The sequence below is a fragment of the Vibrio sp. 397 genome (assembly GCF_033339395.1).
Lineage (GTDB): Bacteria > Pseudomonadota > Gammaproteobacteria > Enterobacterales > Vibrionaceae > Vibrio > Vibrio alginolyticus.
On the sequence record NZ_JAWOUN010000004.1, the window covers coordinates 394,926 to 406,646 of the forward strand.

The window sequence follows — 11,721 nt, forward strand, 5'->3', positions numbered from 1 at the left end:
TGAATTGTGGATATAGAACTCAGCTATAAAGCCAAGCAAGTGATGGCGGACTGTATCGCGATGGCGGAACAAGCTTTCAAACGTTCTTTCCCGATTCCAACAATCACCTTCGACGTTCGTGGGAAAGCGGCAGGAAAAGCCTACCTTCAATTAAATCAAGTACGCCTAAACTCTGTTTTATTTCGCGAAAACACCCAAGCATTCTTAGATGAAGTCATTCCTCATGAAGTAGCACACCTGATTACTTATCAGGTTTACGGGCGAGTTAGGCCTCACGGCAAAGAATGGAAAGGCGTCATGGAAGCCGTATTTAACGTACCAGCCAAAACCACTCACAGCTTTGAAGTAAAATCCGTTCAAGGTAAAACCTTTGAGTATCGTTGTGGTTGTATGACCTACCCTCTATCGATTCGCCGTCATAATAAAGTGCTGCGCAAAGAGGCGACGTACTCTTGTCAAAAATGCCGCCAACCACTTAACTTCACCGGTATTCAATTATCGTAGCCCTTACCTCATAGTGTTACTTGCGTTCCCAAAATAAAGATCGATTTGATCAAAACCTTCCCTTCGCCAACTATTGTTAACTTACTCATCACTAAAGCTATTTTATGCGTGTTATCATGAATAAAGTCATACTTTATAAAGACTTTTATCATGAAATACTTATTCTCTCTGTTGCTTATCGCGCTTTCTAGCACTGCGATTGCCGCGCCACCGAGCTCATTCTCTGCAGCCAAACGTGAGGCGGTCAAAATTTATCAAGACCATCCAACAAGCTTCTACTGTGGCTGTAACATTCAATGGCAAGGCAAGAAAGGCTTACCCGATTTAGCCTCTTGCGGCTACCAAGTCCGTAAACAAGAAAAACGGGCTGCACGAATCGAATGGGAGCATGTGGTTCCTGCGTGGCAATTTGGCCACCAGCGTCAATGCTGGCAAGATGGCGGACGTAAAAACTGTAAGAAAAAAGACAAAACTTTTCGTTTGATGGAAGCAGACTTGCACAACCTAACTCCTGCTATTGGTGAAGTAAACGGTGACCGTTCGAACTACAACTTCAGCCAATGGAACGGTATGGATGGCGTGAGTTATGGTCGCTGTGAGATGCAAGTGAACTTTAAGCAGCGTAAAGTCATGCCACCAGACCGTGCGCGTGGCTCAATTGCTCGTACCTATCTATACATGAGCAAAGAGTACGGTTTCAAACTGTCGAAGCAGCAAACGCAATTAATGAGTGCTTGGAACAAAACCTATCCTGTCGATAAATGGGAATGTGAGCGTGACGAGCGCATTGCAAAAGTACAGGGCAATCACAACCCATTTGTTCAAGAAGCCTGCCGCGCACTGTAACCTCCGACCTCGAAGCGTTTCAATTACTGATATTGAAACGCTTCTTGCCCCTTGTTTTTTCGGTGCAAAGCATCCATGTTAGGGTTTAAGTTTATTCTCTTGCTGGAAATCTCATGCGTACCCCTCGAATTTATCATCCAGAAACCATTCATCAACTTGGCTCACTTGCTTTAAGTGACGACGCAGCAGGCCATACCGGTCGTGTTTTGCGCATGAAAGAAGGCCAAGACGTTCTCCTTTTTGACGGCAGTGGCGCAGAGTTCCCAGCGGTTATCAGTGAAGTCAGCAAGAAATCAGTTTTGGTTAACATCACCGAGCGCGTAGAAAACAGTATTGAATCCCCTTTAGATCTGCACCTTGGTCAAGTCATTTCACGTGGCGATAAGATGGAGTTCACCATCCAAAAGTCTGTTGAACTTGGCGTCAATACCATCACTCCTCTGATTTCTGAACGTTGTGGTGTCAAGCTTGACCAAAAGCGTTTTGAGAAAAAACTCGCGCAATGGCAGAAAATCGCCATCAGTGCCTGTGAGCAATGTGGGCGTAATGTCGTGCCCGAAATTCGTCCAATTATGAGCTTGGAAGAGTGGTGTAAAGAAGAGTACGATGGTTTAAAGCTTAACCTTCACCCTCGTGCTAAATACTCAATCAACACTTTGCCAACCCCGGTTGAAAAAGTGCGCCTACTGATCGGTCCTGAAGGCGGTTTATCGTCTGAAGAAATCGAGATGACTCGAGAATACCAATTTGAAGAAACGCTACTCGGCCCTCGCGTTCTGCGTACCGAAACAGCGGCTCTGACAGCAATTACAGCCTTACAAGTTCGTTTCGGCGATCTTGGTTAAACGGAGAAAAATAATGATCAAACTCGGTATCGTAATGGACCCAATCTCGTCCATTAACATCAAAAAAGACTCTAGCTTTGCCATGATGCTTGAAGCGCAACGACGCGGCTATGAAATCCACTACATGGAAATGAATGATCTGCATCTCGATCAAGGCGTTGCCATTGCAGATACTAAAGTGGTAGAACTAAAAGAAGATCCAAACGGTTGGTACGAGTTCAAATCAGAGCAAACTATCAAACTGTCTGAGCTAGACGCGGTGCTAATGCGTAAAGATCCTCCGTTTGATACTGAATACATCTACGCGACTTACATCCTTGAGCGTGCAGAAGAACAGGGTGCACTGATCGTTAACAAGCCTCAAAGCTTACGTGATTGTAACGAAAAGCTGTTTACAGCATGGTTCCCAGAGCTGACACCTACAACGATCGTGACGCGAAAAGCAGAAAAAATTAAAGAATTTCGTGAAAAACATGGTGATGTCATCCTGAAACCGCTTGATGGTATGGGTGGCGCGTCCATCTTCCGTGTGAAAGAAAACGATCCAAACGTCTCTGTGATCATCGAGACATTGACTAACCACGGTCAAAACTACGCAATGGCGCAAACCTTCGTGCCAGACATCAGCAACGGTGACAAACGTATCTTAGTGGTAGATGGCGAACCTATGCCTTACTGTCTAGCACGCATTCCTGCTAAAGGCGAAACGCGCGGCAACCTAGCCGCTGGTGGTACTGGTGAAGCTCGTCCGCTAAGCGAAACCGACCTCAAAATTGCGCAAACCGTTGCTCCGACACTGAAAGAAAAAGGCCTTATCTTTGTTGGCCTTGACGTAATTGGCGACAAGCTAACAGAAATCAACGTCACCAGCCCAACCTGTATTCGCGAAATTGAAGCAGCTTTTGATATCTCAATCACAGGCAAGCTGATGGATGCGATTGAGCGTCGAGTAAAAGGCGAATAACTCAAACTGTATTACAGTTAATAGAGAGCGTAGTACATTAACTTAAGCAAACTCATGCACATACCTAGATGTAAATTGTATGATGTTTGCTTAAGGGCATTTACGAGAGTTAAGGGTCAGTATGAGTATGAATCTCACAAATCACTTTTTGGTTGCCATGCCTGGGATGAAAGATCCGTACTTTCAAAACAGCGTGATCTACGTTTGTGAGCACAACGAAGACGGCGCTATGGGGCTGATGATCAATGCTCCTGTTGATATCACCGTCGGCAACATGCTCAAGCAGGTGGAAGTTCAGCCAGTACACCCGCGCCTATTTGAAGCCAGTCTAGATAAACCAGTCTACAATGGCGGCCCAATCTCGGAAGATCGTGGTTTTATTTTGCATAAACCCAAAGATTACTACGAGTCCAGCGTCCAAATGACCGATGACCTCGCGGTAACCACTTCGCGTGATATTCTATCGGTGTTAGGAACAGAAGCAGAACCAAGTGATTACTTAGTGGCACTTGGCTACTCCGGTTGGAGTGCAGGCCAATTAGAAAGTGAGCTGGTCGAAAACTCTTGGCTCACCATTGAAGCAACGCCTGAAATTATCTTTAATACACCAATCAACGAGCGTTGGAAGAAAGCGGTCGAAAAGCTGGGCATCGACCCAAGTCACCTTTCAGCAGACTCTGGACATGCTTAGTCCAAATATACAGTTACATTAGATAGAGACACCTTATGTCACGCACAATTATGGCTTTTGACTTTGGAACCAAAAGCATTGGTAGCGCTATTGGCCAAGAAATTACTGGTACAGCTTCCCCATTAAAAGCCTTTAAAGCCAATGACGGTATTCCAAACTGGGACGATATCGAAAAGCAAATCAAAGAGTGGCAACCAGATTTGCTAGTGGTCGGTTTACCGACCGATCTGCATGGTAAAGACCTTGAGACCATAACCCCTCGTGCACGAAAATTTGCTAAGCGTCTGCAAGGCCGATACGGATTGCCAGTTGAACTGCATGATGAGCGTTTATCTACTGCAGAAGCTCGTGCGGAGTTGTTCAGCATGGGCGGCTACAAAGCCCTATCGAAAGGTAATGTTGACTGCCAGTCAGCGGTGGTGATTCTAGAAAGCTGGTTTGAAGCCCTTTGGGGTGAGTAAACACTTCAAGCACAATGAAAAAAGGTTGGCTTCTGCCAACCTTTTTTGTTTCTGGATTGGATTAATCCATATCGATCTTAACGTTTGCCAAACTGCCCGTAGAGAATGCTTCACCACGCTGCGTTTTCAACATCAAGCGCAGATCATTTGCCGAGTCGGCACTATGTAGTGCATCCTCTTCGCTGATCTTACCTTGCATCACTAACTTATAGAGAGATTGATCGAACGTCAGCATACCAAACTCATTTGAGCGAGCCATGGTTGACTTCAACTCATGTAAATCTCCGCGACGAATCAAATCCGACACACGTGGGCTATTTAGCAAGATCTCAAATACACCATGACGTCCCTGCCCATTTTTATCTCGGATCAACTGCTGACCAACCACGCCTTTCAGATTCATCGACAAGTCGAACAAGAATTGTTCTTTTTGATCTTTCGGTACCAAGTGAAGAATGCGCTCTAAAGCTTGGTTTGCATTGTTGGCGTGCAACGTTGCCATACACAGGTGACCCGTTTCGGCGAAGGTCATCGCGTATTCCATTGTTTCACGGCTACGGATCTCACCAATCAAAATCATATCTGGTGCTTGGCGCAGCGAGTTTTTAAGCGCAACTTCATAGCTTTCCGTATCTAACCCAACTTCACGTTGAGTCACGATACAGCGCTTGTGTTCATGCACGAACTCGATCGGATCTTCGACCGTCAAAATGTGCCCGGTTTTATTACTGTTTCGATAGCCTGTCATCGCCGCCATAGTGGTCGATTTACCCGAACCAGTAGCACCGACCACCAGCACCAAACCACGCTTAGCTATCGCCAAATCTTGCAACACTAACGGTAACTTTAACTGCTCAAAAGTAGGAATATTAGTTTCAATACGACGAATCACTGCGCCTGGTAACTCGCGTTGAAAAAAGGCACTCACACGGAAGCGACCACAATCTCTCACAATGGCAAAATTCGACTCGCGACTTTTACGAAATTCCTGACGCCGATCTGGTTCCATAGCGCTGTCGAGTAATGCAGCCACATCGCTCTCGGTAAGTTTTTCCCCTTGCGGACGCAATTCGCCATCCACACGAAATAGAATTGGCGCTCCAACCGTGATGTAAAGATCCGACGCTTTCAGCGCCAGCATGCCTTCGAGAAATTTATCTAGATCCATCTTCCGTATTCACCATTATCTGTATGAACGTTACGAGAATTGCTGCACTTCTAATCCGATCTTACTATCGACCTCTTCACGAGCAACCATGCCTTGCGCCATTAACTGACGAGCATTTTGCTCCATGGTTTGCATGCCGTGAGCCGCACCTGTTTGAATGATCGAATACATCTGCGCGACTTTGTCTTCGCGGATCAAGTTACGAATCGCAGGCGTTGCCATCATAATTTCATGGCATGCAATACGTCCACCACCATTACGCTTCAGAAGCTTTTGCGCGATAACCGAACGAAGAGACTCAGATAGCATCGAGCGGACCATATCTTTATCACTACCAGGAAATACATCGATAATACGGTCAATGGTTTTTGCCGCCGAGCTGGTGTGCAACGTCCCGAAAACTAAGTGACCCGTTTCTGCCGCCGTTAAGGCAAGGCTGATGGTTTCTTTATCACGCATCTCACCAACCAGAATAACGTCTGGGTCTTCGCGCAATGCACTACGCAAAGCATTTTGGAAACTATGGGTGTCACGGTGAACTTCACGCTGGTTGATCAAACATTTATTGTTGTTGTGAACAAATTCAATCGGATCTTCAATTGTGAGTACGTGCTTGTTGTGATTACGGTTAATGTAGTCAACAATGGCTGCTAAGGTCGTCGATTTACCTGAACCTGTTGGGCCAGTGACCAGAACTAAGCCTTTTTCAGCATTCGCAATTTTTTTGAAGATCTCTGGCGCTTCTAGCTCTTCCAGAGTTGGAATGCTGCTTGGAATGGTACGGAATACTGCCGCACAACCGCGAGATTGGTTGAAAGCGTTGACACGGAAACGGCCAACGTTATGCAACTCAAAAGAGAAATCGACTTCGAGTTTTTCTTCGAACTCACTGCGTTGGGCATCGTTCATGATTTCGAAAACCAAACGATGCACTTCTTGGTGTGTAAACGCTGGAATGCCTAGTTTTCTCACATCCCCATCAATACGAACCATTGGTGGGACACCTGCAGAAAGATGTAGATCCGAGGCATTATGTTTTACACTAAAATCCAGTAACTCAGTGATATCCATTTAAAATCCTTAAGTCTAAAGTACAGCTATGAGTAGTATTCAACAAAATATTGAACATATCACCTCTCAAATTCGATATGACGAGCAAAAATGTGGTCGAACTCCAGAGTCAGTGCAACTTCTAGCGGTAAGCAAAACTAAACCTGTCGAGGCAATTCTCGAAGCCTACCAAGCGGGACAAACCGCCTTTGGTGAAAACTACGTTCAAGAGGGCGTCAGTAAAGTTCAGCACTTTGCCGAGCATTATCCAGATAATCGAATCGAATGGCACTTCATTGGCCCGATTCAATCCAATAAATCGCGACTTGTTGCTGAACATTTCGATTGGGTTCACACCATCGATCGAACCAAGATAGCTCAACGCCTGAATGATCAGCGGCCAAGCGAACTTAAACCGCTACAAGTTCTGATTCAGGTTAACACCAGTGGTGAGGCATCTAAGTCTGGTGTCACTGAAGCGGAAGTATTCGAGCTGGCGGAGTTGATTTCTCGCCTACCTAACCTCACTTTAAGAGGGTTGATGTCGATTCCTGCCAACGTGTCTGACTACGAATCACAACTCCGTGAATTTCAGAAGTTGGCTACGTTGAAGCAAACACTCGAAGCACAGTTCCCAGAAATCGATACATTATCAATGGGAATGAGTGGTGATATGACCGCTGCAATCGAAGCTGGTAGTACAATGGTTCGTATTGGAACCGCTATTTTCGGCGCACGAGACTACAGCTAAATCAACAAAACGCTCACTCGCGACATAAGTTATGTCGTCAATCGTTAGAGCGTAAATGCGCAATCATCTTACTCGCCAATAGGAGCAGTAAGTAACAGCGGCGCCATTATACACCTGAGCGCACAACAAATTCTAAATATCATGATGGAAATCAGACAAATGGAACATAAAAAAATCGCCTTCATTGGTGCTGGCAACATGGTGAGAGCCATTGTTTCCGGCTTGGTTGCTAACGGATACCCAGCGCAAAACATTACCGCGACGGCTCCTTCAGAGGCTCGCCGCCTTCTGCTAGAACAAGATTTTGGCATCCGTACCACCAGCGATAACATCCAAGCTGCGACCGAGGCGGATGTGGTGGTATTGTCTGTAAAACCGCAAATGATGGCGGATGTCTGTAAACCACTGCAATCGATCGATTTCACTAATAAACTGGTGATTTCTATTGCCGCAGGCATCAACTGTTCACGATTGGATGATATGCTAGCCACCAAATTGAACTTGGTTCGTGTTATGCCAAATACGCCATCACAACTTGGGTTGGGTATGAGTGGGTTGTTTGCACCAACTCATGTAACCGAGCACGACAAAGCTTTTGCCGCAGAGTTAATGGAAGCGGTCGGTAAAGTATGCTGGGTTGAGCAAGAGTCTGGCATCAATAATGTGATTGCCGCAGCGGGCAGTGCTCCAGCATACTTCTTCCTGTTTATGGAAGCGATGCAAGCAGAAGCGATTGCGCAAGGCTTTGATAAAGAGACCGCTCGACTATTGGTTCAGCAAGCTGCACTGGGCGCGGCTAGTATGGTGGTTAGCAACCCAGAAACTGAGCTATCGACCCTGCGTGAGAACGTAACATCGAAAGGTGGGACAACGGCAGAAGCACTGCGTACATTCAACGAACATCAACTTTCAGATATTGTCGCTAAAGCCATGCAAGCGGCTGTGGCTCGCGCGGAAGAAATGGAAAAACTGTTTTAATTATTTGGATGAACTCCGTTTAGTATCATCCATCACTTGTTAAGGGTACCTTATGAATTCAATGAGTTTTCTCATCTCAACCCTATTTGACCTGTACATCATGGTCGTAATTTTGCGAATTTGGTTGCAAGCTGCGCGCGCAGACTTCTACAACCCATTCTCGCAATTTATAGTAAAAGCGACTCAGCCGGTCATTGGTCCATTGCGCCGCGTTATCCCTTCCGTGGGGAATATTGACCTAGCAACCGTGTTGTTTGCCTACGTGTTGTGTGTGCTTAAATTTGTCGTGCTTATCCTAATAGCTTCGAACGGTTCCGTCTCTTTCAGCGCTGACTTCTTATTCTTGGGCTTATTATCATTAATCAAAGCCGCAGGTGGCCTATTGTTCTGGGTACTATTGATCCGTGCAATTTTGAGCTGGGTAAGCCAAGGCCGCAGCCCTATCGAGTACGTATTCCATCAACTGACCGAGCCAATGTGCGCTCCAATCCGTCGTATTCTTCCGGCTATTGGTGGTCTTGATTTAAGCGTACTGGTGTTATTTATCGGCTTGCAGTTCGCGAACTTCTTAATGGGCGATATCATTGGTCCAATTTGGTTCCAGCTATAATGTCAGCTGCAGTCTGGCAAGATGGTGAGGACATCATCCTGAAGCTCTATATTCAACCTAAAGCTAGCCGCGATAAAATCGTTGGCTTGCATGGTGAAGAGCTAAAAATCGCCATTACTGCTCCACCTGTCGATGGCAAAGCTAATGCACACCTAACTAAGTTCTTAGCCAAGCAGTTTAAAATCGCTAAGGGCTTGGTTCACATAGAAAAAGGTGAATTAGGACGGCACAAACAAATTCGGATAGAATCGCCTACCCAGATACCGACAGAAATTAAAGCCATCATATGATGGCTTTTTATTTACGGTTTTGTACCACACTTACTAATACCAACGACTGAGTACGCATTTTTACCCCCTGACCAAGGTAAAATTGCAGCTATGGTTGTTTTATAACAAGTGCTTTGAGGAAGTAACAATGAGCAAATGGATTACCGCATTACTGATTAGCCTGTTGTCGTTACCAAGCTTCGCCGATCAGTTTAAAAATATGAAAGATATCGAAGTACACTATGTCGCGTTTAACTCAACATTCCTAACACCCAAAGTCGCACGTAGCTACGATATCAAACGTAATGGATACCTCGCTGTGGTTAATATTAGCGTGTTAGATAGAGCTTCATTGGGTAAGCCAGCATTAGAAGCAAAAATTGCTGGACGCGCGAAGAACCTTATCGGCCAAACTCAGACCTTGACCTTTCGTGAAGTCAAAGAAGGCAATGCGATATACTATTTAGCCGAACTACCAATTACCCACGAAGAAACTTTTACTTTCGATATTGACGTAAAAGCTGGAAACAAAGGCTCAGGTAAGCTTAAATTCACCCAGAAGTTTTATGTTGAAGAGTAATTGGGTTGTGATGTTCCAAAAGCTTTTGGATCTAAGCAGGCTAAAAACCACTTATTAGTTAAAGAATATCTAGAGGAGAACGATTTGTTCTCCTCTATCACTATTAAAAGAGATTCCCATGAAAAAAATTGTGCTAGCAACTGGTAACCAAGGCAAAGTTCGTGAAATGGCAGATTTGTTGTCTGACTTCGGCTTTGAAGTATTAGCGCAAAGTGAATTCAATGTATCGGAAGTAGCTGAAACGGGTACAACTTTCATTGAAAACGCAATCATTAAAGCTCGCCATGCCGCACAAGAAACAGGGCTTCCTGCCATTGCAGACGACTCTGGATTAGAAGTCGATTTCTTAAAAGGCGCTCCGGGCATTTACTCTGCACGTTACGCAGGCGAGAGCGCATCTGATCAAGAGAATCTAGAAAAATTGCTAGCGGCAATGGAAGGCGTACCAGAAGCAGAGCGTACAGCACGTTTCCACTGCGTATTAGTCCTCATGCGTCACGAGAACGACCCAACGCCTATCGTCTGTCACGGTAAATGGGAAGGCCGAATTCTAACTGAAGCACACGGTGAAAATGGCTTTGGCTACGACCCAATCTTCTTTGTTCCTGAAGACAACTGTGCGTCAGCCGAACTTGAACCTGCACGTAAGAAACAACTGTCTCACCGCGGTAAAGCGCTCAAGTCGTTGTTTGCTCAACTGTCTGAGCAAGTGTCTCAGTAATCACGAGCGAATTAGACCATGTTAACGCCCCCAGCACTCAGCTTGTATGTACACATCCCTTGGTGTGTGCAAAAGTGCCCGTATTGCGACTTTAACTCTCACGCGCTCAAAACCGAGATTCCAGAAGAAGAGTACATCAGTGCCCTTTTAGAAGATTTGGATACCGACATTGAGAAATACCGACTTAACGAAGCGCCACGTCCACTGCATTCAATCTTCATTGGTGGTGGTACGCCGAGTTTGATTTCGGCAGAAGGCATCGAGCGTCTACTTAAGGGCATTGAAGCGCGTATCCCGTTCAAGCCTGAAATCGAAATCACCATGGAAGCGAATCCAGGCACCATCGAAGCAGAGCGTTTTGTTGGCTACCGCAAAGCTGGTGTAACGCGTATCTCTATCGGCGTACAAAGCTTTGAGCAGCAGAAGCTTGAGCGTTTGGGGCGCATTCACGGCCAAGACGAAGCCGTCAATGCTGCTAAGCTGGCGCACCAAATCGGTTTGAACAGCTTTAACCTCGATCTCATGCACGGCTTACCTGATCAAAGCATCGAACAAGCCTTGGCAGATTTGGGCAAAGCGATTGAGTTGGCACCGCCGCACTTGTCTTGGTATCAGCTGACCATCGAACCAAACACCATGTTCTACTACAAGCCACCAACGCTACCTGACGATGATGACTTGTGGGATATTTTCGAGCTCGGACACCAAAAACTTGCAGCCGCGGGTTATGTGCAATATGAAATCTCCGGTTACAGCAAGCCGGGCTATCAGTGTCAGCACAACCTCAACTACTGGCGCTTTGGTGATTACCTTGGTATCGGTTGTGGCTCTCATGGCAAACTCAGTTTTACCGACGGACGTATTATTCGAACGACAAAGGTAAAACACCCGCGAGGCTATTTAGCGGCTTATCAAAATATGGTCAAACCTTATCTGCATACGGAACATGTCGTCGCGGATGAAGATCGTCCATTCGAGTTCTTTATGAACCGATTCCGCTTAATTGAAGCCTGTCCGAAGCAAGATTACGTGGACACCACGGGCTTACCGATTAGTACGATTCAAGAAACCATCAACTGGGCGATAGAAATGGGCTACCTGAGTGAAACGCCTACCCACTGGCAAATTACTGAAAAAGGGAAGCTCTTCCTTAATGATTTGCTCGAAGCCTTTATGGCCGAAGAAAGCGAAGAGTAACGCAACCCCAAAGTAAATTACCACCTTCTAAAGAAGGTGGCTTTGTGTGAGCCCCCTAAAAGGGGGCCTTTGTTTAGTCCAGCGCC

15 protein-coding genes are annotated in these 11,721 nt (G+C 45.8%); 13 read left to right on the plus strand and 2 right to left on the minus strand.

What is annotated here, in order from left to right:
* Window positions 1-6 precede the first annotated feature (6 nt).
* The 6 genes from R7P36_RS09565 (at window position 7) to ruvX (ending at window position 4,311) form a co-directional block, all read left to right on the plus strand.
* Window positions 7-504, plus strand: a complete 498-nt coding sequence (locus tag R7P36_RS09565; RefSeq protein ID WP_064377331.1) for a SprT family zinc-dependent metalloprotease — start codon at window positions 7-9, stop codon at window positions 502-504.
* A gap of 150 nt (window positions 505-654) precedes the next feature.
* Window positions 655-1,350 carry a deoxyribonuclease I gene (gene endA, locus R7P36_RS09570; protein WP_025768831.1) on the plus strand — a complete coding sequence of 232 codons (696 nt, stop codon included), beginning with the start codon at window positions 655-657 and terminating at the stop codon, window positions 1,348-1,350.
* A gap of 113 nt (window positions 1,351-1,463) precedes the next feature.
* On the plus strand, window positions 1,464-2,195 hold the full coding sequence (gene rsmE, locus R7P36_RS09575) for a 16S rRNA (uracil(1498)-N(3))-methyltransferase (RefSeq protein ID WP_213899240.1): 732 nt from the start codon (window positions 1,464-1,466) through the stop codon (window positions 2,193-2,195).
* Between the two features lie 13 nt (window positions 2,196-2,208).
* Window positions 2,209-3,159 (plus strand): glutathione synthase, encoded by a 951-nt coding sequence (gene gshB, locus R7P36_RS09580; RefSeq protein ID WP_017635580.1) that lies wholly within the window; start codon window positions 2,209-2,211, stop codon window positions 3,157-3,159.
* Between the two features lie 127 nt (window positions 3,160-3,286).
* The gene (locus R7P36_RS09585) at window positions 3,287-3,850 is read left to right on the plus strand and encodes a YqgE/AlgH family protein (protein ID WP_213899294.1); all 564 of its coding nucleotides are present in this window, start codon (window positions 3,287-3,289) and stop codon (window positions 3,848-3,850) included.
* A gap of 35 nt (window positions 3,851-3,885) precedes the next feature.
* Window positions 3,886-4,311, plus strand: coding sequence for a Holliday junction resolvase RuvX (gene ruvX / locus R7P36_RS09590; protein WP_005381017.1), 426 nt, complete (start codon window positions 3,886-3,888; stop codon window positions 4,309-4,311).
* 61 nt (window positions 4,312-4,372) lie between these two features.
* On the opposite strand, the gene R7P36_RS09595 is transcribed toward ruvX, so the two are convergent.
* Both R7P36_RS09595 and R7P36_RS09600 read right to left on the minus strand, forming a co-directional pair.
* On the minus strand, window positions 4,373-5,479 hold the full coding sequence (locus R7P36_RS09595; RefSeq protein WP_005381016.1) for a PilT/PilU family type 4a pilus ATPase: 1,107 nt from the start codon (window positions 5,477-5,479) through the stop codon (window positions 4,373-4,375).
* Window positions 5,480-5,509: 30 nt separating this feature from the next.
* The gene (locus R7P36_RS09600; protein WP_005381015.1) at window positions 5,510-6,550 is read right to left on the minus strand and encodes a type IV pilus twitching motility protein PilT; all 1,041 of its coding nucleotides are present in this window, start codon (window positions 6,548-6,550) and stop codon (window positions 5,510-5,512) included.
* A gap of 28 nt (window positions 6,551-6,578) precedes the next feature.
* On the opposite strand from R7P36_RS09600, the gene R7P36_RS09605 reads away from it, so the two are divergent.
* From R7P36_RS09605 to hemW, 7 genes are all read left to right on the plus strand, one after another.
* A complete protein-coding gene (locus tag R7P36_RS09605) occupies window positions 6,579-7,280 on the plus strand; it encodes a YggS family pyridoxal phosphate-dependent enzyme (RefSeq protein ID WP_005384521.1) in 702 nt (233 codons plus the stop codon).
* Between the two features lie 159 nt (window positions 7,281-7,439).
* A complete protein-coding gene (gene proC / locus R7P36_RS09610; protein ID WP_005381013.1) occupies window positions 7,440-8,258 on the plus strand; it encodes a pyrroline-5-carboxylate reductase in 819 nt (272 codons plus the stop codon).
* A gap of 52 nt (window positions 8,259-8,310) precedes the next feature.
* Window positions 8,311-8,868: a YggT family protein gene (locus R7P36_RS09615; protein ID WP_005381012.1), complete on the plus strand. Its 558-nt coding sequence runs from the start codon at window positions 8,311-8,313 to the stop codon at window positions 8,866-8,868.
* The gene (yggU, locus tag R7P36_RS09620; protein ID WP_005381011.1) at window positions 8,868-9,158 is read left to right on the plus strand and encodes a DUF167 family protein YggU; all 291 of its coding nucleotides are present in this window, start codon (window positions 8,868-8,870) and stop codon (window positions 9,156-9,158) included. Before R7P36_RS09615 ends, yggU begins: the two co-directional genes overlap by 1 nt.
* 127 nt (window positions 9,159-9,285) lie before the next feature.
* Complete coding sequence (locus R7P36_RS09625; protein WP_005381010.1) at window positions 9,286-9,717, plus strand: DUF4426 domain-containing protein; 432 nt, start codon at window positions 9,286-9,288, stop codon at window positions 9,715-9,717.
* A 118-nt stretch (window positions 9,718-9,835) separates the two neighbouring features.
* Window positions 9,836-10,438 carry an XTP/dITP diphosphatase gene (locus R7P36_RS09630; protein ID WP_005381009.1) on the plus strand — a complete coding sequence of 201 codons (603 nt, stop codon included), beginning with the start codon at window positions 9,836-9,838 and terminating at the stop codon, window positions 10,436-10,438.
* A gap of 18 nt (window positions 10,439-10,456) precedes the next feature.
* Window positions 10,457-11,635, plus strand: coding sequence for a radical SAM family heme chaperone HemW (hemW, locus tag R7P36_RS09635; RefSeq protein WP_206225414.1), 1,179 nt, complete (start codon window positions 10,457-10,459; stop codon window positions 11,633-11,635).
* Window positions 11,636-11,721 lie beyond the last annotated feature (86 nt).